This window comes from Bradyrhizobium sp. B120 (assembly GCF_049075665.1).
Taxonomy (GTDB): Bacteria; Pseudomonadota; Alphaproteobacteria; order Rhizobiales; family Xanthobacteraceae; genus Bradyrhizobium.
The window spans coordinates 8580441-8604682 of sequence record NZ_CP185242.1; the positions used below are offsets into that span (position 1 = coordinate 8580441).

The window sequence follows — 24242 nt, forward strand, 5'->3', positions numbered from 1 at the left end:
GCAGGAATTCATTCCGATCGCCGCGACAGCACCTGCTTCAAGAGCGGCTCGATCCGCAACAACTCATCGAGATGAACCGCAGACAGTTCGACGAGATGATCGGCCGCGAGGCCGGTTAGCTTCAGCCGCACCCGCCGCCGGTCGGCGGGATCAAATTTCCGCAACGCGCAATCCCCGCGGCCAAATCATCGCCGGCGCATCCCAGAGCTTCACCGGCGATGGTTGACAGCATCAAGGGCTCACCCATGATGCCGGCAACCAAGAACAGCCCCGGGATGAAACGCCATGACCTCGACCCCAGACCTCGTGATCCGCGGCGGCAATATCGCCGACGGCAAGGGCGGCGATCTCTATGAAGCCGATGTTGCGATCTCCGGCGGCAAGATCACCGAGGTCGGCAAGGTCGCCGCAAAGGGCAAGGAAGAGATCGACGCGCGCGGCAAGCTCGTCGCGCCCGGCTTCGTCGACGTCCACACCCATTACGACGGCCAGGTGACCTGGAGCCAGGACATCACGCCGTCGTCGCAGAACGGCGTCACCACCGCGATCATGGGCAATTGCGGCGTCGGCTTCGCGCCGTGCCGGCCGAGCGATCACGGCAGGCTGATCGAACTGATGGAAGGCGTCGAGGACATTCCGGAGCCGGTGCTCTCCGCCGGCATTCCCTGGGCGTGGGAAAGCTTCCCCGACTACATGGAGTGGCTGTCGAAGCGCAGTTTCGACATGGACATCGGTGCGCAACTGCCGCACGCGGCGCTCCGGGTCTATGTGATGGGCGAGCGCGGCGCGCGCCGCGATCCCGCCACGCCCGAGGACAACAAGGCGATGGCCGCACTCGCCGGCGATGCGGTGCGATCCGGCGCGCTGGGCTTCTCGACCTCGCGCACGCTCAACCACCGCACCTCGACCGGCGACTACACGCCGACGCTGAAGGCGGGCGAGGATGAATTGACCGCGATCGCCGGCGCGATGCACGGCGTCGGCCGCAGCGTTCTGCAATTCGTGCTCGACCAGAGCACCGTGCACGAAGACCTGCCGATGATGCTGCGGGTCGCCGAGAACACGAGGTGCCCGATCTCGTTCTCGGTCGCCCAGGCCGACAAGGCGCCGCGGCGCTGGCGGCAGACCATGGACACCATCAATGAGGCCGCCGCCCGCGGCCTGTCGATCACGACCCAGATCGCGGCGCGGCCGGTCGGGCTGCTGCTCGGGCTCGAATTGTCGCGCAACCCGTTCCAGACCCATCCGAGCTATCGCGAAATCGCCAGGCTGCCGCTGGCCGAGCGGCTGACGCATCTGCGCCGGCCCGAGGTGCGCGCTGCGATCCTGCGCGAAACCGCGACCGCGACCGACGATCCGCTGTTCTTCCGGCCCAACTACGACAAGATGTATCTCTTAGGCAATCCGCCGGACTATGAGCAGCCGCCGGAAAACGCGCTCGGCCCGCAGGCGCGCCGCCAGGGCCGCCAGCCGGAAGAGCTCGCCTATGACGCGATGCTGACCGACGAGGGCCGCGGCATGCTCTATGTGCCGTTCCTGAATTATGCCGACGGCAATCTCGATGCCGTGCATGAGATGCTGCGCGAACCGAGCGCCGTGCCCGGCCTGTCCGACGGCGGCGCGCATTGCGGCATCATCTGCGATGCCAGCTTCCCGACCTATCTCTTGACGCACTGGACGCGCGACCGCAGCCGCGGCGAAAAACTCTCGATCCCGTTCGTGATCGCGGCGCAGTCGCGCAAGACCGCGCTGTCGGTCGGCCTCACCGATCGCGGCGTGATCGCGCCGGGCTTCAAGGCCGACGTCAACGTGATCGATTACGACCGGCTGCATCTGCATCCGCCGAAGGTGCATTACGACCTGCCGGTCGGCGGCCGCCGTCTCCTGCAACAGGTCGACGGCTACGATGCCACCATCGTCTCAGGTGTAGTGACCCAGCGCGAGGGCAAGGCCACCGGCGCACGGCCGGGCAGGCTGGTGCGCGGCGCGCAGGGGATGAATTGAGATAGACGCACCCTCCCCTGGAGGGGGGAGGGTCGGATCACATTGAGCGCAGCGAAATGTGAGACGGGGTGGGGTGACCTCTCAACACGGGCAGTGCCCGAATGGAGAGATCACCCCACCCCGCTGTGCATTCCGCTTCGCTACATGCTCAGCGACCCTCCCCCTCCAGGGGAGGGTCGAAGCTGCGCCCCTTACGTCGGCGACATCGCGCCCTTGATCGTGCCGGCGGGCTGCGACGTGCCGATCAGCCGCGCACGCTCGGTGTTGGGCCACAGCAGCAGCAATCCGAGCAGGCCGGAGCCGGCCATGATCGCGGCGTTGATGGTGAAGCCGCTCATGTAGCCGGCCATCGGCGTGACGGCGTGCTGGATCACACTGCCCATCACCATCGGCGCCATGATGCCCGAGATGGTGTACAGCGCGCCGTAGATCGCGATGATCGCGCCACGCTGCGACACCGGCGTGAACTCGCCGAGCATCGGCGGGCACACCACATAGATCGAGCCGCACAGGCCGGAGCCGATCACCAGCAGTGCGATCATCAGCGCGCCCGGCGGCGCATAGGGCAGCGCAGCGAGGATGCAGCCGCCGACGATCAGCGGTACCGAGCCGAGCACGCCGCGCGCGCCGCGGGTGGTGAAGCCGCGCGCCAGCATCAGCTGCGAGATCCAGCCGGTCAGGAGCACGATCGTCGCACCGAAGATCCAGGGCAGGATCGAGACGAAGCCGGCCTGCTGCTGCGAGAAGCCGAGTCCCTCGATGATGAACGACGTGAACCAGGTCAGGCCCAACGACAACGCCCAATAGGCGCCGAAGGTCGCGACCACGCAGCCGACGAAGGTGCGCGACGTCAGCAGCTTCCAGTAGGGAATCCGTGGTTCGTCGGCAACAACGGCAGCCGTCGACACCAGCGGCCCTTCCTTGCCGAGCGCGAACCAGGCGACGGTCCAGAGCAGGCCGACGATGCCGAGCGCGCCGAAAGCGTGATGCCAGCTGTGATTGACGATGATCCAGTTCAGCGCGGGCACCGCGAGGATCACGCCAAACGCCGAACCCTGCGACAGGATCGCGGTCGGCAGCGTGCGCTTCTCATCCGGAAACCATTTGTAGATCGCGTGCGCGGCGACCGAGAAGGCCGGTCCCTCGCCGGCGCCGAGGATGATGCGGCAGATCGTGAGCGTCGTGAGGCTGACGGTGCCGATCATCGGAAATTGCGTCAGCGACCAGATCACCGCCAGGATCAGCAGCACCCAACGCGTGTCGACGCGGTTGACGATGAAGCCGACCACGATCGCCGAGATCGAGAACAGATAGAAGAAGGATGAGCCGAGATCGCCGAACTGCTCCGGAGTGAGACCCATCTCCTTCCGGATCGGCACGCCGGCAAGCCCGACCACGATCTTGTCCGCAAAGTTCACCACCATGTACAGGAACAGAAGGAAGGTGATTTGCCAGGCGCCTTTGGGCGTCCCCGTTGACATCCCCTCTGACGTCCTCTTGGGCGTCGCTTGCGTCGTCATGTCTGGCTCCCCGTCGTTTCGTTTTTTGGCTCGTAAGATCGGCCCCGTCAGGCGATGCTAGCCACGCCTCGCCGCGCAACGCAACCCGCATTTGCTCGGGTTCTGTGGCCGGCGCGACACGATGGCCGGGCAAGCGCGCCCCGATCACGATCGCGTCGTCGCGGCCAGTGAAGCGGTGATCTGTCATGGGCCGGCTGCTATGCTTAGCGGCAACGAAAAGCCGAGGTTGTTGAAGGTTGGGTTATTTCATGAACAGATCGATCCTTCGCGTGGCCGCCTGCGCTGCGCTTGTATCCGCCGCACTACTCGCCGTGCCTCAAGTCCGCGCCGAGGACGCCGCCGGTCCCGACTATGCGGCGATCGTCGCCGCGCCCGATCGCAGCGATGCGGATCGCCAGGTCGACCAGCGCCGCCAGCCGGCCAAGATGCTGGCCTTTGCCGGCGTCAAACCCGGCATGACCATCCTCGACATGGCGGCGAGCGCCGGCTACAGCACCGAACTGTTGGCGCGTACCGTGGCTCCTTCGGGCAAGGTCTACGCGCAGGATTCGGCGACCGTGCTCGAGCGTTTCGTCAAGGACAAGTTCGACACCCGCGCCAAGGCGCCGGCGATGAAGAACGTCGTCCATGTGGTGCGCGACTACGACGATCCGATCCCGCCCGAGGTCAGCAACCTCGACATGATCACCTTGTTCTTTTTCTATCACGACATCAGCTATCTGCCGGTCGATCGCGCCGCGATGAACAAGAAGATGTTCGCCGCGCTGAAGCCGGGCGGCTTCCTCGTGATCGCGGACCACTCGGCCAAGCCAGGCGAAGGCGTAAGCGTCGCCAAGACGCTGCACCGGATCGAGGAGAGCACCCTGAAGCAGGAGATCGAGGCGGCCGGCTTCAAGCTGGTGGCCGAGGCCGATTTCCTGCATCATGCCGAGGACCCGAAGGACATTCCCGTCTTCAAGGCGCCGGTGCCGATCGACGAGTTCGTCCTGAAATACCAGAAGCCTTGAATGAGGCACGGCCATCGCTTCATCTGACCAGACCGCCGCGGTGCTTCGCGTCACCGGCCTGACCAAGAGTTACCGCTCTGCCGGTGAAGACGTCGCGGTGCTGCGCGGCGTCGATCTGGCCGTTGCAACCGGCGAGAGCGTAGCGCTGTCAGGCGAATCCGGCAGCGGCAAGAGCACGCTGCTGCATCTGATCGCGGGGCTCGATGCCGCCGACAGCGGCGAGATCGCCCTTGCCGATATCACGGTCTCCGCCCTCAACGATGCCGGCCGCGCCGAGCTGCGCCGCGACCGGCTCGGCCTCGTGTTCCAGCAGTTCAACCTGATCCCGAGCCTGACGGTTGCGGACAATCTCGTGTTCCAGTCGCGCATCGCCGGCCGGCACGATGCGGCCTGGCATGACGAGCTGGTCGAGCGCCTCGGGCTCAAGCCGCTGCTGAAGCGCTATCCCGAGCAATTGTCCGGCGGCCAGCAGCAGCGCGTCGCGATCGGCCGCGCGCTGGCGCCGAAGCCGCTGTTGCTGCTCGCCGACGAGCCGACCGGCAATCTCGACGAGGACACCGCCGACGAGGTGCTGCGACTGGCACGCGATCTGGTTGCTCGCACCGGCTGCGGCTTCCTGATGGTCACCCACAGCGCGCGGCTCGCCGCAACGCTCGACCGCCAGGTCACCCTGCATGCCGGGGTCATCGCATGAGACGGGCGTTGTGGATTCTTGCGGTGCTGCTCAGCCATTGGCGGCGGCATCCGATGCAGCTTGCAACGCTGCTGATCGGACTGATCTCGGCCACCGCGCTGTGGAGCGGTGTGCAGGCGCTGAACCAGCAGGCCCGCATCGCCTATGACCGCGCCGCCGCGACCTTCGGCGGCTCGCGCACCGCCATGCTGGTGAGCCGCGACAGCGCGACCTTCCCGCAAAAACTGTTCGTCGATCTGCGGCGCGCCGGCTGGCCGGTGTCACCGACACTGGAGGGCCGGATCCAGATCGACGGGCGCAGCTTGCGCCTGCTCGGCGTCGAGCCGGTGACGCTGCCGTCCGAGGTCGGTAACGCGCCGGCGGTCGGACGCGGCAGCCTGCTATCCTTCGTCACGCCGCCCGGCGAAATGCTGGTGGCGGCCGAGACGCTGCGCGATCTCGGCCTCAAGGAAGGCGAACGGCCGCAGGCCAACGGCACGAGCTTGCCGCCGCTGCGCGTGCAGGCGGAGCTCGCACCCGGCGCACTGGTGGTCGATATCGGCATCGCGCAGGACATCCTGAAGATGCCCGGCCAGGTGTCGCGCCTGCTGGTCGGCAAATCGAAAACGCCGCGCGCGACGCTTGAAAGCGTGGCCGGCGAAAAACTCCGCCTGGTCGAGCCGAGCGCCGAGAGCGACCTCGAACGGCTGACCGACAGTTTCCATCTCAACCTCACCGCATTCGGCCTGCTGTCGTTCTTCGTCGGCCTGTTCATCGTCAACTCCGCGATCGGCCTCGCCTTCGAGCAGCGGCTGCCGATGCTGCGCACCTTGCGCGCCTGCGGCGTCTCGGCGCGGCTGCTCAACACCGTGCTGGTGATCGAGCTGGTGTCGCTGGCACTGGTCGCCGGCCTGATTGGCCTGGTCTGCGGCTATTTCATTGCGGCAGCCTTGCTGCCCGATGTCGCGGCCTCGCTGCGCGGGCTCTATGGCGCGCAGATCCCCGGACAGCTTTCGCTCAAGCCCGTCTGGTGGTTCGCCGGCATCGCCATCAGCATCCTGGGCGCGCTCGCTGCCGCCGCCGCGAGCCTTGCCAAGGCGATCCGGATGCCGGTGCTGGCGACGGCGCAGCCGCAGGCCTGGCAGCAGGCGCAACGGCGTTGGCTGATGTTCCAGAGTGCTGCGGCGCTCGCGGTGTTTGCGGCCGCAGCGGCTCTCATTCAGTTCGGCGATTCCCTGATCGCGGGCTTTGCGGTATTGGCCGCGCTGATGCTCGGAGCGGCATTGATCCTGCCGATGGTGCTGCAGATCGCGCTCGCGTTCGGCCAGCGCAGCGCGCAGGCGCCGGTCGGCATCTGGTTCTGGGCCGACAGCCGCCAGCAGCTCTCGGGCCTGTCGCTGGCGCTGATGGCGCTGTTGCTCGCGCTCGCCGTCAATGTCGGCGTCAGCACCATGGTGGAGAGCTTTAGCCGCACCTTCCTGGTCTGGCTCGACGGCCGCCTCGCCGCCGACGTCTACGTCAGCGCCGCCAGCGATGCGCAGGCAAAGGGGATCAAAGCGTGGCTGCGCGACCGGCCCGAAGTCGAGGCGATCTTGCCCGGCGGCCGCGCCGATACGCAATTCGGCGGCGCGCCGATCGAGGTGCTCGGCCTGCCCGACCACGTCACCTATCGCGACAACTGGCCGTTGCTGGAGAGCACTGCGAATGCCTGGGTGCGCTTGCGTCCCGGCGACACCTGTCTGGTCAGCGAGCAGCTGTCGCGGCGGATGAAGCTTGGCCTCGGCGATCATATCGAGGTGCCTGCCCCCGCTGGCCCCTGGCCGCTCAAGATCGTCGGCATCTATGCCGATTACGGCAACCCCAAGGGCCAGATCGCGGTCAACTTCGCCGCGCTGACCCGGCGTTTCCCGCAGACGCCGCAGACCCGGCTCGGGCTCCGCGTCGAGCCGGAAAAGATCACGCCGCTGATTGTGGCGTTACAGGAGAAGTTCGGCCTCGACGACCGCAACGTTGCCGACCAGGCGACGATGAAGCGGGAATCCAGGCGGGTGTTCAACCGCACCTTCTCGGTGACCGCGGCGCTCAACGCCTTCACGCTCGGCGTCGCCGGCATCGCGCTCCTGACCAGCCTGCTGACCTTGGCCAATTCGCGGCTGCCGCAGCTGGCGCCGCTGTGGGCGATCGGCCTGACGCGGCGGCGGCTCGCGGCGCTCGAACTGTTGAAGACCATGGCGGTCGCCTTGATCACCGCGCTGTTCGCGCTGCCGCTCGGCCTTCTGGTCGCCTGGTGCCTGCTTGCGATCGTCAATGTGAAGGCGTTCGGCTGGCGGCTGCCGTTCCACATCTTCCCGTTGCAGCTGATCGAGCTGCTCGCGGTGGCACTCGCCGCCGCCTTCTGTGCGGCAGCGCTGCCGGTCGCTAGACTGGCGCGCATGCAGCCGGCCAGCCTGATCAGGATCTTCGTCAATGAGCGCTAGCAGCGCGATCACCCGCCGCGCCTTTGCCGGCGGCGCGCTGGCGCTCGCGCTCGGCGGCAAGAGCCGTGCGCAAGGCTTTGCCGGGCTCGGCGAGAATGCCGAAGGCTTTGCCGCCGTCACGCCGGGCAGGCCATTCGCATTCCCAATCGATCACGGCCCGCATCCGGAGTTCCGGATCGAATGGTGGTACGTGACGGCGAATCTCTCCGACGCGAATGGTGCGGCCTATGGCGCGCAATGGACGCTGTTCCGCCAGGCGATGAAGCCGGGCGGCCCCAGCGAGGGCTGGGCCAACCAACAGGTCTGGATGGGCCACGCCGCCGTGACCACCGCCACCACGCATCGCTTCAGCGAGACGTTTGCGCGCGGCGGCATCGGTCAGGCCGGTGTCGAGGCCACGCCGTTCCGAGCCTGGATCGACGCCTGGGAGATGCACGGGCTCGACCCGTTCGATGCGCAGCGCGTCGCGCCGCTCGAACTGAAGGCGTCGGCTGCCGACTTCAGCACCGCGCTCCGCCTCGACGCCGACCGACCGCTGGTGCTGCAAGGCGACCACGGCTACAGCCGCAAGTCGGATCGCGGGCAGGCCTCCTATTATTATAGCCAGCCGTTCTACCAGGCGTCCGGCCGTATCGTGATCGACGACAGACCGCTCGACGTCACGGGCATGGCCTGGATGGATCGCGAATGGAGCAGCCAGCCATTGGCGGCGGATCAAACCGGCTGGGACTGGTTCTCGCTGCATCTGCCCGGCGACGAGAAGCTGATGCTGTACCGGCTGCGCCAGAAGGATGGCCGCGAGAACCTGTTCGGCAACTGGTTCACGCCGGACGGCCGCTCGGCCGAGATCGCTGGCCCCGGCAACAGCATCACGCCGGTTGCAACCACCGAGATCGACGGCCGCAAGCTGCCGACGTCATGGCGCGTCGCCCTTCCGGCGCGCGGCCTTGCCATCGAGACCACGCCGGTCAATCCGAAGGCCTGGATGGGGACCAGCTTCCCCTATTGGGAAGGTCCGATCCGCTTCGCAGGCAGCCACGCGGGAATCGGCTATCTTGAGATGACCGGGTACTGAAACGCCGACAGAAGATCGGCGCGCCCAAAATCGTCCAGCCAGTCACACCGGTCGCGGCCGCCCCGTCATGACATCGGGGCCGATGAAACAAGAGGACACGCCCGACATGTACCACTACACGGCCATCGTCACCTGCCTTGCCGCCGCCTTCTATTTCTACACTTCGATCGAGGTTTCGCGCGCCCGCGTCGCCTATGGCGTCAAGCTGCCGGCGATTTCGGGCCATCCGGATTTCGAGCGCGTCTTCCGCATCCAGATGAACACGCTGGAGTGGATGCCGATCTTCCTGCCGTCGCTGTGGCTGTTTGCGATCTATGTCGGCGATGCCGCGGCGGCCGCGATCGGCGCGCTCTGGGTGATCGGCCGCATCGTCTACTTCATCGGCTATCGGGAAGCCGTGGCGAAGCGCAGCCGGGGTTTTGCCATTCAGGCCACCGCGTGCATCATCCTGTGGATCGGCGCGCTCGGCGGCGCGGTGTGGCGGCTGGTGCATTGAAGGCGCGATCGCGCCGCACACTCCGCTGTCGTCCCGGGCTTGACCCGGGACCCATACCCACAGGGTCGAGTTTTGCGATGGCTGGGGCCCCAGCGCGGCAGAATAGCTAACATCGGTGGTTATGGGTCCCGGCTTTCGCCGGGACGACACCGATATTTGTTGCCCTAGCTAGGCCTTACTTGGTCAGCGGGCAGCCGCTGTCCTTGGCGGTGAAGAACGCCTTGTCGCCCGGCACCACGGCGAGTTGCTTGTAATAGTCCCATGGCTTCTTCGATTCCGACGGCTTCTTGACCTCGAACAGATAGAGGTCGTGGACCATGCGGCCGTTGGCGAGCACCTTGCCCTTGGCAAAGGCGTCGTCGACCGGCAGCTCCTTCAGCTTCGCGGCGACCGCTTCACTGTCCTTGGTGCCGGCGGCCTTCACCGCCTTCAAATAGCTCAGCGTCGCCGAATAGGTGCCGGCATGGATCATGCTCGGCATGTGGCCGGTGCGCTTGATGAAGCGCTCGCTGAAAGCGCGCGAGGCGTCGTCGTGATCCCAGTAGAACCCTTCGGTGAGGACAAGACCCTGGGCTGCCTCCAACCCGAGACCGTGCACCTCCGACAGCGTCATCAGCAGGCCGGCGAGTTTCTGGCCGCCTCTGACGATGCCGAACTCGGCCGCCTGCTTGATCGAGTTGGTGGTGTCGAGCCCGGCATTGGCAAGCCCGATGATCTTGGCCTTCGAGCTCTGCGCCTGCAGCAGGAAGGACGAGAAGTCCGACGAGTTGAGCGGCACGCGGACCGAGCCGACCACCCTGCCGCCCTTCGAAGCGACGATGTCGCTGGTGTCCTTTTCCAGCGCGTAACCGAAGGCGTAGTCGGCGGTCAGAAAGAACCACGTGTCGCCGCCCGCTTCCGTCAGCGCCCCGCCGGTACCGACCGCCAGCGCGCGCGTGTCGTAGGCCCAGTGGAAGCTGTAGGGCGTGCAGGCATCGCCTGAAATGCGCGAGGTCGCCGCGCCCACCACGATGTCGATCTTCTTCTTTTCCTTGGACAGCTCCTGCACCGCGAGCGCGACCGACGAAGTGGTGAGCTCGGTGATCATGTCGACGTTCTCGACCTCGTACCAGCGCCGCGCGATTGCGGTCGCGAGGTCCGGCTTGTTCTGATGGTCGGCGGTGACGATCTCGATCTTCTGGCCCAGCACCTCGCCGCCGAAATCCTCGACCGCCATCCGCGCCGCCTCGAGCGAATACTTTCCGCCGTAGTCGGCGTAGACGCCGGACTGATCGTTCAGGATGCCGATCTTGACACCTTGTGCCGACGCCGGCGCCGCAAGCATCAAGCTGCAAGCCGCGACCGCAGCCAAAAATCCCGACTTCATTTTTGTGCTCTCCCAGTAACTTCTATCAGGAAAAATCGGCGCGACATTATTTTATAACCCCGCACCTGCCCATCTCTTTCCGCTCAGCCGTTAGTATGGGCTTGCCTCGTCATTCCGGGGCATCGCGAAGCGATGAGCCCGGAATCAATTTCTCCGCTTGGACATGCGGCCCGATGGATTCCGGGCTCGCGCTACGCGCGCCCCGGAATGACGGAGGAGAGGAGATGCCTCACCCCGCCACGTTCGCTGCGGGTTCCTTCGGCTTGCCCTCGTTCTTTCCTTCCGCGAGGTTGCGCACCACCATGTAGAAGATCGGCGTGAAGACGAGGCCGAACAGGGTGACGCCGAGCATGCCGAAGAACACGGCGACGCCGACCGCCTGGCGCATCTCCGAGCCCGAGCCGGTCGACAGCACCAGCGGCAGCACGCCGAGGATGAAGGCGAACGACGTCATCAGGATCGGCCGCAGGCGAAGCCGGCAGGCCTCGATGACCGCCTCCAGCCGTGGCCTGCCCTCGAGCTCGATATCGCGCGCGAACTCGACGATCAGGATCGCGTTCTTGGCGGCGAGCCCCACCAGCACCACGAAGCCGATCTGGGTCAGGATGTTGACGTCCTGGCCCATGATGCGCACGCCGATGGTGGCCGCGAACAGGCACATCGGCACGATCAGGATCACCGCAAACGGCAGTGTCCAGCTGCCATATTGCGCGGCCAGCACCAGATAGACGAACAGCACGCAGATCGGGAACACGTAGAGGCCGGCATTGGCGCCGTTGACCTGCTGGTAGGACAGGTCGGTCCATTCGAACGAGAAGCCGCTCGGCAAGGTTTCGTCGGCGAGCTTCTTGATGGTGTTGAGCGCCGTCGTCGAGCTGACTCCCGGCGCGGGCTCACCCTGCAGTTCGGACGCCGAGTAAAGATTGTAGCGTGCGACACGGTCGGGGCCCGAGATGTCCTTGAAGTCCACGACGCTGCCGAGCATCACCATGTCGCCGGCGGCGTTGCGGGTGCGCAGCCGCGAAAGATCGGTGGTCTCCTTGCGGAACGGCAGATCGGCCTGCGCGGTGACATGGTAGGTGCGCCCGAACAGGTTGAAGTCGTTGACATAGGTCGAGCCGAAATAGGTCTCGATCGTGTCGGTGATGTTGGCGATGGGAACGCCGAGCTTCTGCGCCTTGACGCGATCGATATCGACGAACAGCTGCGGGGTGTTCGCAGAGTACGGCGAGAACACCGATGTGAGGCTCGGCGACTTGCGGGCGGCCAACACCAGTTCGTCGGTCGCGGACGCCAGCAATTCGGGCCCGCGCCCCTGTCGGTCCTGGACGCGGATGGTGAAACCACCGCCGGTGCCGATACCGGGCACGGCGGGCGGCGGAATGACGATGATGAAGGCGCCCTGGATCACCGACAGGCGCTTGCGCAGGTCGGCCGTGATCGCAGTCGCCGTCAGTCCCTTCTTCAGGCGTACCTCCGGCTCGTCGAACACCGGGAACAACGCCGCGGCGTTACCCGCCTGCGTGCGCGTCGCGCCGGAGAAGCCGGCGAAGGCCGCAACGCGAACGATGCCGGGCGTATCCAGCGCGATCCGCTCGATCTCGCGCACCACAGCCGTGGTCCGCGCCAGCGACGCGGCGCCCGGCAGCTGTGCCGAGATGATGACGTAGCCGCGGTCCTGCGCCGGGATGAAGCCCTGCGAGGTGGTCGCGAGCAGCCAGCCGGCGCTGCCGATCAACACGAGGTAGATCGCGACCATCACCACCGTGTGCCGGATCACGAAGTCGGCGACCGCCGCATAGCCATGCGCCAGCCGATCGAACACGCGGTTGAACAGCGCGGTGAAGCTGTCCCAGCCGCGCGCGATGATGTTCCAGCGTGCCGGCGGGCGTTTCTCCTCGTGCGGGACCAGGATCTGCGAGGCCAGCGCGGGCGACAGCGTCAGCGAGCAGAAGCAGGAGATCGCGGTCGCGACCGCGATCGTCACCGCGAATTGCTGGAAGAACTGCCCGGAGATGCCGCCGAGGAAGGCGGTCGGCACGAACACCGCGCACAGCACCAGCGCGATCGAGACCAGCGCGCCGCCGACCTCCTCCATGGTCTTGAGCGCCGCCTCGCGCCGGCTCATGCCGTGCTCGAGATGCCGTTCGACATTCTCGACCACCACGATGGCGTCGTCGACCACGATGCCGACCGCGAGAACCAGGCCGAACAGCGTCAGATTGTTGATCGAGAAGCCGAGCGCGGCCATTACCGCGAAGGTGCCGACCAGCGACACCGGGATCGCGATGATCGGGATGATCGCAGGCCGCCATCCCTGCAGGAACACCAGTACCACGATGACGACGAGCGCCATCGCCTCGTAGATCGTCTTGATCAGCTCATGAACCGACTGGGCGATGAATTCGGTCGGGTTGTAACCGATGTTGTAGTCGAGCCCCTTCGGGAAACTCGCCTTCATGTGCTCCATCGTGTCGGAGATGCTCTTGGCGGTGGCGAGCGCGTTCGATCCGGGCCGCTGCGTCACCAGCAGCGCGACCGCCGATTTGCGCAGCAGGAAGCTGTTGGTGGCGTAGGACAGCGCACCGAGCTCGACGCGAGCGACGTCGCGCAGGCGCACGGTTCGGCCGTCGGAGCCAGCCTTCACCACGATGTCCTCGAACTGCCTGATGTCCTTGAGGCGGCCGGTGAAGACGAGGTTCGGCTGGAAGGCGCGATCGGCGATCGGCGGCTCGGCGATCTGGCCGCCCGCGATCTGCAGGTTCTGCGCCCGGATCGCCGCCAGCACCTCGCCCGAGGTCAGGCCGAGATTGGCGATCCGGTCGGGATCGAGCCACAGCCGCATCGAGTAGTCGCGCGCGCCGAACATCTGGATGTCGCCGACGCCGTCGAGCCGCAACAGCTGGTCACGGACCTGCAGCAGCGCGTAGTTGGAGATGTAGAGCTGGTCGAACGTGTCGTCGGGCGACAGCATGAACACGACCATCAGGATGTCGGGCGAGTTCTTGCGGGTGACGACGCCGTTGCGCTGGACTTCTTCAGGCAGCCGCGGCTGCGCGATCGCGACGCGGTTCTGCACCAGCACCTGGGCCTTGTCGAGGTCGGTGCCGAGCTTGAAGGTCGCGGTGATGGTGAGCTGGCCGTTCGAGGTCGCCTGGCTGTAGAGATACAGCATGTCCTCGACGCCGTTGATCTCCTGCTCGATCGGAGCGGCGACGGTGTCGGATACGGTCTGCGCCGAGGCGCCCGGGTACTGCGTGGTCACCGTGACGGTCGGCGGCACGACCTGCGGATATTCCGAGACCGGCAGCGTCGGATAGGCAATCGCGCCGACGATCAGCAGCACGATCGACAGCACCATCGCGAGGATGGGCTGGTTGATGGAGAGCCTGCCGAGATTCATGGCTTGGCACCTGCCGGGGTCTTGGCAGCTTCCGCGGGCTTGTCGCCTGCCGGAGGCTTATCGCCTGCCGGAGGTTTGGCTTCGGCCGGAGCCTGGGCCATTTTCGGCGTCACCTTGGCGCCGACGCGGGCGCGTTGCAGCCCGTCGACGATCACATGGTCCTCCGGCTTGAGGCCGTCGCGGATCACGCGCAGGCCCTCATCCAGCGGTCCGAGCGTGACCGTTCGTGCTTCCACCGTGTTGTCGTCCTTGACCACGAACACGATCTTGCGCGACTGGTCGGTGGCGATGGCGGTATCCGGGATCAGCAGCGCCTCATAGGGCGAGGAGCCGATCACGCGGACGCGGCCGAACTGGCCGGGCAGGATCGAGAGGTCCTTGTTCGGGATCACCGCGCGGCTGCGCAGTGTTGCGGTGGAGACGTCGAGGCGGTTGTCGAGGAAGTCCATCTTGCCCTCATGCGAAGGCTTGGTCTCGCCGGTCAGGGTCACCTGCACCGGGTTCGCCGTATCGCGCGAGCTCGGCCGCCGGCCTTCGAACCACAGCTTGCTGTTGCGCTGATAGGTCGCCTCGTCGACGTCGAAATAGATGTAGATCGGATCGAGCGACACGATCGAGGTCAGGAGCGTCGCTCCGCTCTCGCTGCCCTGCACCAGATTGCCCGGCGTCACCAGATGCCGGCTGACGCGGCCGGCGATCGGCGCCAGCACATGGCTGAATTCGACGTTGAGCTGCGCGGCCTTCAGCGTGCCCTCGGCCTGCGTTTCGGCGGCGCGCGCCGCCTGCAACGCCTGGCGGCGCTGGTCGACGACCTGCTCCGAGACCGCGCTGGTCTGCACCAGATTGAGCCCGCGCTCGAGATCGCGCTTGGCAAGCTCCCCCTTGGCGCGCGCGTCGGCGAGCTGGCCTTCGGCCTGCAGCACGACCGCCTCGAACGGCCGCGGATCGATGGTGTAAAGCAGATCGCCGGCGCGGACGATCGCACCATCCTTGAACTCGACACTGTTGACGAAGCCGCCGACGCGGGCACGGACCTGAACCTCCTCGATCGCCTCGAAGCGGCCGGTGAATTCGTCCCAGTCGGTGACGGTGCGCTTGACCGGCTGCGCGACGGTCACGGGCGGCGCCGGAGGCGCGGCCTGCGATTGCGCGCTCTTGTCGTCGCAGCCGCCGAGCGCCAGCGCGGCCAACAGCCCGATCGGCGCGAGGCCAAGCCGGCACGCCCTGACGAATCCCTGGCGGCGAAGCGAATGACGCTCGACACCGGTCACCGGAGCCGGACGCTCCGTTCTGTCAATCGAACTCAATTCCTTACTCCCCCAAAGACTACGAAGCACGCCGACCAAAGCAGGGCTACGAAAGTCGCAATTGAAACTTGCGGTGATTCAACACGGACGCACCACCGCAATGTCGCGGCAGCGGACGTCACAGATGTAGCCGCACCACAGTCTGTTCAAGATGGCCGCCGGATCAAGCAAATAGTTTCGTAGTCTGAAAGCCTTACGACACGCTCGCGAAGCCGGGACGACGAAAAGGGGCAGTTTGGCTGGCCTATCGAGGGCGCAAGGTCACAGACAGATCATCCCGAATCAATCACAACGCGAGTTCGTTTCACAGATTCGTCACACCGGCCCCGATTCTACTTTTGGCACAGGAACCTTTCGTCACGACCAGCCAGGCTCCCATACTCTACCTCCCGCTGCACGACGGAATCGTCGTTAACGTCGCGGTTGTCATCCGGACACACATTGACACCCGGTAGTATCGCCAATACGGTCATGGTTGCCAAAGCATGAATATTCTTGGCCGGCCGCATTTTTCTCGAACATTCATTGTGTTTTGTCGCGGCGCGAGTGTGTGAAAGCGACTACGTAAATGGCAAGCGCATTTGACCTTGCTGATGCCTCGGCTGCGCGCAGATCGCGGCTTTCCCGAATTGCAGGCGGCCTGGCGCCATCGCCGGTCGCGGCCGATCAACTTCAACGTGTGAACGGCTTCACACGTCATCGTCCCCAACAATTGTAAATATTGATCGGCTTCCACGCCGATCGCAGGAGTGCTCATGACGACCATACCTGCTTATTCAATCGGTGGTTTAACTCGCCCCGAACTTCACCTCGATCCGACCGGACATATCATTCTCGATCCGGCCGCGCAGGCGTTCGTCGACACGTATGGTCTGCAATATCTCTACCTCGGCTGCCCTCCCGGCACGCTCTGGCCGCCGGTCCAGGGCTTCCTGGCACCGCCGACCGATGCCAATTCCAGCGCCAACACGGTCGTTGAAGGCGCGGCAGCCAACACCTCGGTCGGCATCACCGCGCAGTCGAGCAGCCTGATCGGCCTTCCGGTCACCTATTCGCTGACGTCAGATTCCTCCCATGGCGGCTTCAAGGTCGATCCGAACACCGGCGTGATCTCGGTCGCCGATCCCACCAAGGTCGACTTCGAGAGCTCCGGCGGCAGCTACGTCGTCAATGTGCAGGCAACCGACGGCATCTTCGCCTCGTCGCAGAGCTTCGTGATCGCGGTCAGCAACGCGCCGCCATCGACACCGGTCGACAGCAACGCCGCCGCCAACGCCGTCAACGAGGGCGCCGCCGTCAATACCCTGGTCGGCATCACGGCATCGTCGGCCGATGTCAACGGCCCCGGCGTCACCTATTCGCTGACCGGCGATACGTCCGGCGGCGGCTTCAAGATCGATCCCAACACCGGCGTCGTCACCGTCGCCGATTCCGCCAAACTCGACTTCGAGACCGCGCCGGGCCACGCCTACACCATCACCGTGCAGGCCAGCGACGGCCATGGCGGCGTCAGCTCGCAGAGCTTCACGATCAACGTCAACGACGTTCCGGTCTCTACGCCGGTCGACACCAATCCCGCCGCCAACAGCGTCGTCGAAGGCGCCGCCGTCAATACGCTGGTCGGCATCACGGCGTCCGCAGTCGATCCGAACGGTCCCGCAAGCACCTACTCGCTGACCGGCGACACCTCCGGCGGCGGCTTCAAGATCGATCCCAATACCGGCGTCGTCACCGTCGCCGATCCGACCAAGCTCGACTACGAGAGCGCGCCCGGCCACGCCTACACCATCACCGTGCACGCGACCGCCGGTGCGACCTCGGCGACCCAGACCTTCACCATCGGTGTCACCGACGCGCCGCCGTCGGCACCCACTGATATCGACGGCACGGTCAATTCGGTGGTCGAAGGCGCCGCGATCGGCACCCTCATCGGCATCACCGCGCACGCCACCGACATTAACGGCGGCGCCGTGACCTATTCGCTGGTCGGCGATGCGCATGGCTTCACCATCGACGCTGCGACCGGCATCGTCACCGTCGCCGATCCGACCAAGATCGATTTCGAGACCGCTCCCGGCCACGCCTACACCATCACCGCGCAGGCCAGCGACGGCACGCTGACCAGCACGCAGAATTTCACCATCAACGTCACTGACGTTGCGCCGTCGACCCCGATCGACAGCGATGCCGCAACCAACACCGTGGTCGAAGGCGCAACCGCCGGCACCGCGGTCGGCATCACCGCGCATGCGGTCGACATCAATGGCCCGGCCGTGACCTATTCGCTGACCGGCGATACCTCCGGCGGCGCCTTCGCGATCGATCCGACAACCGGCATCATCACCGTCGCCGACCCGACCAAGATCAACTATGAAAGCGCGCCCGGCCACGCCTATACCGTAACGGCGACCGCCAGCGACGGCACGCTGGCGAGTTCGCAGAGCTTCACCATCGGCGTCACCAATGCCCCGCCGTCGGCCCCGATCGACGCCGACGCCACCCCCAATGCGATCGCCGAAGGCGCGGCCAACGGCTCGACGGTCGGCGTCACGGCGTCGTCGATCGACGTCAACGGCCCGCCGGTCACCTATTCGCTGGTCGGCGACACCTCCGGCGGCGGCTTCACCATCGACGCGACGACGGGTGTCGTCACCGTCGCCGACGGCACCAAGATCGATTACGAGAGCGCGCCCGGCCACGCCTACACCGTCACCGCGCAGGCCAGCGACGGCCAGGGCGGCACCAGCACGCAGAGCTTCACCATCGGCGTCACGGACGTCGCGCCATCGACCCCGGTCGACAGCGACCTCACCGCCAACAGCGTCGTCGAAGGCGCCGCCGCGGGCAGCACGGTCGGCATCACCGCGTCGGCGATCGACGTCAACGGCCCGGCTGTGACCTATTCGCTGGTCGGCGACACCTCGGGTGGCGGCTTCACCATCAACGCCGCAACCGGCGTCGTCACCGTCGCCGATCCCACCAAGATCGATTACGAAACCAGCGGCGCGGGTCACAGCTACACCATCACCGCACAGGCGAGCGACGGTACGCTGGCGAGTTCGCAGACCTTCACCATCGCAGTCAGCGACGCTGCGCCGTCGATTCCGATCGACAGCAATGCCGCCGCCAACAGCGTCGTCGAAGGCGCCGCCGCCGGCAGCACGGTTGGCGTCACCGCGTCATCGACCGACGTCAATGGCCCGGCCGTGACCTATTCGCTGGTCGGCGACACCTCCGGCGGCGGCTTCACCATCAACGCGGCAACGGGTGTCATCACCGTCGCCGATCCCACCAAGATCGACTACGAGAGCAGCGGCCCGACCCATTCTTACACGGTGACCGCGCAAGCCAGCGACGGCACGCTCACGAGCTCGCAGACCTTCACCATCGCCGTCGCCGATGCCCCGCCGTCGACCCCGGTCGATGCCGACGTCACCCCCAATACGATCACCGAAGGCGCCGCCGCCGGTTCGACCGTCGGCATCACCGCGTCGTCGACCGACGTCAACGGCCCAGCCGTGACCTATTCGCTGATCGGCGACACCTCCGGCGGCGGCTTCACCATCAACGCGACAACGGGTGTCATCACCGTCGCCGACCCGACCAAGATCGACTATGAAAGCGCGGCCGGGCACGCCTACACCGTCACCGCCCAGGCGAGCGACGGTACGCTCGCGAGCTCGCAGACCTTCACCATCGCTGTCACGGACGTCGCGCCATCGACCCCGGTCGACAGCGACGGCGCCATCAACCGCGTCGCGGTCGGCGCACCGGTCGGTTCCGGAACCGGCGTCACCGCATCCTCGACCGACGTCAACGGCCCGGCCGTGACCTATTCGCTGGTCGGCGACACCTCCGGCGGCGCCTTCACCATCAACGCGACCACCGGCAAGGTCACGGTCGCCGATCCCACCAAGATCGTCTTCAACCCTGCTAGCCCGTCTTACGACGTCACGATCGACTCCTCCGACGGCACGCTGCACAGCCAGCAGACCTTCACCATCGCCGTCGTCATCGACGCAGCCCCGGTCGTCACCGCCGGCCACACCCTGAACTACACCGAAAACCAGGTCGCGACCGCGATCGATTCGGCGATCACCGTCACCGATTCCGACAACGCCACGCTCGACCACGCGACGGTGCAGATCACCGACCACTATGTGAGCGGCGAGGACGTTCTCGGCTTCATTACTCAGAACGGCATCACAAGCTCGTTCGACACCGCAACCGGAACGCTGACGCTGACCGGCACGTCCAGCGTCGCCAACTACCAGGCCGCGCTGGCGTCGGTGACCTATTTCAACACCAGCGACAATCCGTCCGGGTTGGCGCGCACCGTCACGATCACCGCCAATGACGGCACGCTCGACAGCACGCCGGTCACCGACACCATCAACGTCACCCCGGTCAACGACCCGCCCGTCGTCACCGCCGGTCACACGCTGAACTACACCGAGAATCAGGTCGCGACGGCATTCGATCCGGCGATCACGGTCACCGACGTCGACAACACCACGCTGGCCGGCGCGACGGTGCAGATCACCGGCAACTATGCCAACGGCCAGGATGTGCTGGGCTTCACCACCATCGGCAACATCACCGGCACGTTCGATGCCGCGACCGGCAAGCTGACATTGACCGGCACCGACACGGTCGCCAACTACCAGGCCGCGCTGGCCTCGGTGACCTATTTCAACACCAGCGACAACCCGTCGGGCCTGGCGCGCACCGTCACGATCACAGCCAATGACGGCGCCGCGAACTCCACGGCGGTCACCGACACCATCAACGTCACGCCGGTCAACGATCCGCCGGTCACGTCGGCCGGCGGCACGCTGAACTACATCGAAAACCAGGCCGCGACCGCGATCGACACGTCGGTCAACGTGTCCGACGTCGACAGCGCCAACATGGCCGGCGCCACAATCGCGATTACCGGCGGCTTCGCCGCGGGCCAGGACGTGCTGGGCTTCAACCCCCAGAACGGCATCGTCGGTTCGTACAACGCTCTGACCGGCGTGTTGACGTTGACCGGCTCCTCCAGCGTCGCGAACTACAAGGCCGCGCTCGACTCCATCACCTATTTCAATAGCAGCGACAACCCGTCCGGGGCGGATCGCACCGTCAGCTTCAAGGTCAATGACGGCTCGCTGGACAGCAACACCTCGACCTCGACCATCCATGTCACGCCGGTCAACGATGCGCCGGTGATCAGCTTCGGCGCCATCGCCGGATTTACCGAACCGCCGAACGGCACGCCGGCGGCGAACTCGACGCCGGTGACGATCACGCCGAACCTGACGATCACTGACGCCGAAGGCAACAACCTGACCGATGCGACCTTCGTTCTGAACAATCTGGAGCCGTCGGACGCGCTCTCGATCGCGGGTCACGCCGGCACGAGCGGCGACATCGGCGGCATCCACTTCGACATCACCAGCACCGCCGGCACCGAAACGATCAGCTTCACGGGCACCGACACGCTGGCGCACTACAATGCGGCGCTCGACCTGATCCAGTTCAACAACACCAGCGAGAACCCCGACACCACCGCGCGCTCCTATACCCTGACCGTGCATGATGACGGCGGCACCACGAACGGCGGCAACAACACTGGAACGGCATCGACGACTGGAAGCGTGACCGCGGTCAACGATGCGCCCACCGCGACGGTGCCGGCGGACAATTCGATCGGCACCGCCTTCTCGCACACCAATCTCGCGATCTCCGGCCTGTCGGTCGCCGACGTCGACGCCGGCAGTGGCAACGTCACGGCGACGATCGCCTCAAACCACGCAGCCCTGAGCTTCGACACCACGGGGCTCGCGAGCTTCACCAACAACGCCAGCCACACCGTCACGCTCACCGGCACCATCGCGCAGGTCAACACCGCGCTGGCGACGCTGACCTACAACAGCGACGACGGCTTCACCGGCTCGGATACCGTCACGCTGAACGTCAACGACAACGGCCACACCGGCACACCCGGCGCGCAGGCCTCCGGCCCGCAGACCTTCCATGTCGGCGTCGTGCCGCAGGTGTTCTACATCGACAACTCGACGACAGGCACCAGCCTCAACCTCGGTACCCAACACGATCCCTACACCTCGATCGCCGCCTTCAACGCGGCGAATCCGGCCGGCTCCGGCGACTATGTCGTGCTCGAGCACGGCACCGGCACCTACAGCGAAGCCAACGGCATCAATCTCGCCAACGGCGTCAACCTGATCGGCGGCAGCCATACCCTGACGTTCACCAATCCGGTGACCAACCAGCTGGTCACCGCGAATGTCGGCTCCGGCACCGATCCGGTCATCCATGTCACCGGCGCCGACAACGGCATCGACCTGCTCGGCACCACGGGTCACACCATCACCGGCGTCAGCATCGACACCTCGGCCTCGACCGGCATCGGCATCAGCGACGACGGCAACAATGTCGGCACCGTCACGATGTCCGACATCACGGTCAAGACCGCCAGCGGCACCGGCATGAGCTTCACCCATGGCGGCACCATCACGCTGACCGGCACCGCCAACTCCATCACATCGGGCATCGGCACCGCGCTCGATGTCGAGAACACCCAGATCGGCTCTAACAACCTCACCTTCAAGAGCATCACCTCGAGCGGCGGCTCCGGCAACGGCATCATCCTGTCGAATACCGGCACCGCCGCCGGCAATGGCGGCCTGCACGTCACCGGCGACGGCTCGACCGCGGGCAGCGGCGGCACCATCGCCAGCAAGACCGGCGTCGACGGCAGCACCACGCAGGGCAGCGGCGTCTATCTGAACAACACCAAGGATGTGCAGATTTCCTTTGTGACGATGCACGACTTCCAGAACTACGGCATCGTCGGCACCAACGTCACCGGCTTTGCCCTCGGCAACACCACGGTGACCGGCACCAACGGCACCAGCGTCGGCGGCATCGGCGAGGGCGACGTCTACTTCACCGGCCTGTCCGGCACCGCGTCGATCACGAATTCGACCCTCACCGGCGCAGCCTTTGATGCCCTGCATGTGTTCAACGACGGCGGCCAGACGCTAAACCGCATTACCTTGACCGGCTCGACTTTCGCGACCAATTCTGCGGCCGGAAATGCGTCCAATGACGCGATCGGCTTCGAGGCCACCGGCGGCACGTTCAACGCCACGATCCAGAATTCGACCGTCACGTCCGCGCGCGGCGACATGTTCCAGCTCAATCTGCTCGGCACGGTGTCGTCGGACCTGGTCATGTCGGGCGACAATTTCAGCAACACCAACCAGAACATCGTCAGCGGCGGCGGCGGCATCACGATCGGCGGCGGCGGCCCAACCAACAATATCACGCTGACCTACGACATCGCGAACAACATCATCAAGGGCGCTCTCGGCGCCGCGCTCGCAGTCACCAAGGGCACCGGCACCGACGCGCACTTCACCGGCACGATCGACGGCAATACGATCGGCACGCAAGGCGTGGCCGGCAGCGGCTCTACTCAGGGCATCGGCATCAACGTCTTCCAGGATGGCGCGGGCACGTCGAGCACGACCATCACCAACAATCATATCTCCGGTGTCGTCGGCGGCATCTTTACCCTGAACCATAACGGCGCCGGCGGGGCGATGACCGCGGTGATCCAGGGCAACACGATCGATACGCTCGATTCGACGAACGGATTTGCCGGCATCGATGTGCAGAACGGATCGGCGACCGGAGCCGGCGGCGACAACAACCTGCTGAACGCCACGATCGGCGGCGCCGGCGCGTTGAAGAACAGCGTCGATCTCGGCGGCAACACGGGCCTCGGCCTGGTTGCCGGCGTCTTCCTCGAGCAGGAGGGCGTTTCGAAAACCGGCTTGATCGGCAGTCCCAACTATGCAGGTTCGCCCTATGACTTCACCGCGGTGGCGAACTACCTGGCGGGCAACAACACCGTGACCAACACCGGAAACGGGGCGGTCGGCACACAGGCCATCGGTGATCCCACCCATGCCGCAGGTGGCGGCTATTTCGGCGGCGCCCAGTTCATGGTCGCCGTCTCGGGCGGCGTCGAAGCGGCCTCGCCGACGGCGGGCGAAACCAACCTCACCCAGACGGAGCTGAATTCCGTCATCTCCGCGGCGATCGCGCAATGGGCCACGGCCGGTGCGACGGCAAGCCAGCTCGCCACCATGAAGGCGGTCACGTTCAGCGTCGCCAGTCTCGGCGGCAATGTCATCAGCGCGGAATCGAACGGCCACATCACGATCGATGCCGGCGCCGCCGGACACGGCTGGTTCGTCGACCCGACACCATCAGACAATTTCGAGTTTGCCCATGCCGCGACCGCGACCGACCTGTTCGCTGACCCGACCAGTGCGGCAGCCGGACATCTCGACCTTCTGACCGCGGTGGCGCATGAACTCGGTCACGTCGTCGGCCTGGCGGACGACACGACGCCGAGCCACTCCGGCGACCTGATGTACATCAACCTGGCCGATGGCGAGCGCCGGCTGCCGAGTGCCGCTGATGCCAACACGGCTGCGCCGCACGTCATGCCCACGCAGGGCACTGCGTCATCGCAGGTCAATCTGGCCACCCGTGACAGCTTCAACTTCTCGTCGTTCACCCAGTCGCCGCCGCCGACCCCGACCGGCGCAAGCCATGCGGACACCCAGAACCTGTCCGATCTGTTCAGCGGCCTTTCCAATACGGCAGCCCCGTGGTGGACCGGCCACGAGGCAGCGTTCGCTGCAATGGGCGGCATGCCGACCGACAATCACGTACACACCCAGGTGCATCACGACCTGATCGTCTGACCGGGCACCGTATCAACCACAACGCCTGCCGGATCATTCCGGCAGGCGTTGTTTGTTCAGGACGATCGAATCCGAATTGCCCGGAGCGGAGAACTCCGATCGTCGTGCACAGAGCACGCGCGCAGCTC

Annotated in this window: 12 protein-coding genes; 7 read left to right on the top strand and 5 right to left on the bottom strand. The window is 65.8% G+C overall.

All coding sequences use genetic code 11. The annotated features are described in order from the left end of the window. Nucleotides 1-8: 8 nt before the first annotated feature. Nucleotides 9-164: a hypothetical protein gene (locus ACOIX3_RS39855; protein ID WP_420967453.1), complete on the bottom strand. Its 156-nt coding sequence runs from the start codon at nucleotides 162-164 to the stop codon at nucleotides 9-11. A gap of 121 nt (nucleotides 165-285) precedes the next feature. Here ACOIX3_RS39855 and ACOIX3_RS39860 point away from each other — a divergent pair, with 121 nt between their 5' ends. Then, nucleotides 286-2004, top strand: a complete 1719-nt coding sequence (locus ACOIX3_RS39860; RefSeq protein WP_420967454.1) for an N-acyl-D-amino-acid deacylase family protein — start codon at nucleotides 286-288, stop codon at nucleotides 2002-2004. Between the two features lie 191 nt (nucleotides 2005-2195). On the opposite strand, the gene ACOIX3_RS39865 is transcribed toward ACOIX3_RS39860, so the two are convergent. Then, complete coding sequence (locus ACOIX3_RS39865) at nucleotides 2196-3524, bottom strand: MFS transporter (RefSeq protein WP_420967455.1); 1329 nt, start codon at nucleotides 3522-3524, stop codon at nucleotides 2196-2198. Nucleotides 3525-3772: 248 nt separating this feature from the next. Here ACOIX3_RS39865 and ACOIX3_RS39870 point away from each other — a divergent pair, with 248 nt between their 5' ends. The 5 genes from ACOIX3_RS39870 to ACOIX3_RS39890 all read left to right on the top strand — a co-directional run bounded on the left by ACOIX3_RS39870 (nucleotide 3773) and on the right by ACOIX3_RS39890 (nucleotide 9252). Continuing rightward, on the top strand, nucleotides 3773-4531 hold the full coding sequence (locus tag ACOIX3_RS39870) for a class I SAM-dependent methyltransferase (RefSeq protein WP_420967456.1): 759 nt from the start codon (nucleotides 3773-3775) through the stop codon (nucleotides 4529-4531). 40 nt (nucleotides 4532-4571) lie between these two features. Further along, nucleotides 4572-5225 carry an ABC transporter ATP-binding protein gene (locus tag ACOIX3_RS39875; RefSeq protein WP_420967457.1) on the top strand — a complete coding sequence of 218 codons (654 nt, stop codon included), beginning with the start codon at nucleotides 4572-4574 and terminating at the stop codon, nucleotides 5223-5225. Continuing rightward, nucleotides 5222-7681 carry an FtsX-like permease family protein gene (locus ACOIX3_RS39880; RefSeq protein WP_420967458.1) on the top strand — a complete coding sequence of 820 codons (2460 nt, stop codon included), beginning with the start codon at nucleotides 5222-5224 and terminating at the stop codon, nucleotides 7679-7681. The genes ACOIX3_RS39875 and ACOIX3_RS39880 overlap by 4 nt, the downstream gene beginning before the upstream one ends. After that, nucleotides 7671-8756, top strand: coding sequence for a lipocalin-like domain-containing protein (locus tag ACOIX3_RS39885; protein WP_420967459.1), 1086 nt, complete (start codon nucleotides 7671-7673; stop codon nucleotides 8754-8756). Before ACOIX3_RS39880 ends, ACOIX3_RS39885 begins: the two co-directional genes overlap by 11 nt. Before the next feature lie 106 nt (nucleotides 8757-8862). Beyond that, nucleotides 8863-9252: an MAPEG family protein gene (locus ACOIX3_RS39890; protein ID WP_420971912.1), complete on the top strand. Its 390-nt coding sequence runs from the start codon at nucleotides 8863-8865 to the stop codon at nucleotides 9250-9252. A gap of 175 nt (nucleotides 9253-9427) precedes the next feature. Here ACOIX3_RS39890 and ACOIX3_RS39895 read toward each other — a convergent pair whose 3' ends face one another. The 3 genes from ACOIX3_RS39895 to ACOIX3_RS39905 all read right to left on the bottom strand — a co-directional run bounded on the left by ACOIX3_RS39895 (nucleotide 9428) and on the right by ACOIX3_RS39905 (nucleotide 15220). Further along, on the bottom strand, nucleotides 9428-10618 hold the full coding sequence (locus tag ACOIX3_RS39895) for an ABC transporter substrate-binding protein (protein WP_420967460.1): 1191 nt from the start codon (nucleotides 10616-10618) through the stop codon (nucleotides 9428-9430). Nucleotides 10619-10847: 229 nt separating this feature from the next. Beyond that, a complete protein-coding gene (locus ACOIX3_RS39900) occupies nucleotides 10848-14021 on the bottom strand; it encodes an efflux RND transporter permease subunit (RefSeq protein ID WP_420967461.1) in 3174 nt (1057 codons plus the stop codon). Beyond that, nucleotides 14018-15220: an efflux RND transporter periplasmic adaptor subunit gene (locus ACOIX3_RS39905; RefSeq protein ID WP_420971913.1), complete on the bottom strand. Its 1203-nt coding sequence runs from the start codon at nucleotides 15218-15220 to the stop codon at nucleotides 14018-14020. Before ACOIX3_RS39905 ends, ACOIX3_RS39900 begins: the two co-directional genes overlap by 4 nt. 863 nt (nucleotides 15221-16083) lie before the next feature. Between ACOIX3_RS39905 and ACOIX3_RS39910 the strand changes: the two genes are divergently transcribed. Next, a complete protein-coding gene (locus ACOIX3_RS39910; protein ID WP_420967462.1) occupies nucleotides 16084-24114 on the top strand; it encodes a cadherin domain-containing protein in 8031 nt (2676 codons plus the stop codon). Nucleotides 24115-24242: the final 128 nt, after the last annotated feature.

What these genes read in the sequence shown, in the direction of transcription:
- ACOIX3_RS39860 (WP_420967454.1), top strand. Translation starts at nt 286, where the DNA reads ATGACCTCGACCCCAGACCTCGTGATCCGCGGCGGCAATATCGCCGAC.
- ACOIX3_RS39865 (WP_420967455.1), bottom strand. Translation starts at nt 3,524, where the DNA reads ATGACGACGCAAGCGACGCCCAAGAGGACGTCAGAGGGGATGTCAACG.
- ACOIX3_RS39870 (WP_420967456.1), top strand. Translation starts at nt 3,773, where the DNA reads ATGAACAGATCGATCCTTCGCGTGGCCGCCTGCGCTGCGCTTGTATCC.
- ACOIX3_RS39880 (WP_420967458.1), top strand. Translation starts at nt 5,222, where the DNA reads ATGAGACGGGCGTTGTGGATTCTTGCGGTGCTGCTCAGCCATTGGCGG.
- ACOIX3_RS39885 (WP_420967459.1), top strand. Translation starts at nt 7,671, where the DNA reads ATGAGCGCTAGCAGCGCGATCACCCGCCGCGCCTTTGCCGGCGGCGCG.
- ACOIX3_RS39890 (WP_420971912.1), top strand. Translation starts at nt 8,863, where the DNA reads ATGTACCACTACACGGCCATCGTCACCTGCCTTGCCGCCGCCTTCTAT.
- ACOIX3_RS39895 (WP_420967460.1), bottom strand. Translation starts at nt 10,618, where the DNA reads ATGAAGTCGGGATTTTTGGCTGCGGTCGCGGCTTGCAGCTTGATGCTT.
- ACOIX3_RS39900 (WP_420967461.1), bottom strand. Translation starts at nt 14,021, where the DNA reads ATGAATCTCGGCAGGCTCTCCATCAACCAGCCCATCCTCGCGATGGTG.
- ACOIX3_RS39910 (WP_420967462.1), top strand. Translation starts at nt 16,084, where the DNA reads ATGACGACCATACCTGCTTATTCAATCGGTGGTTTAACTCGCCCCGAA.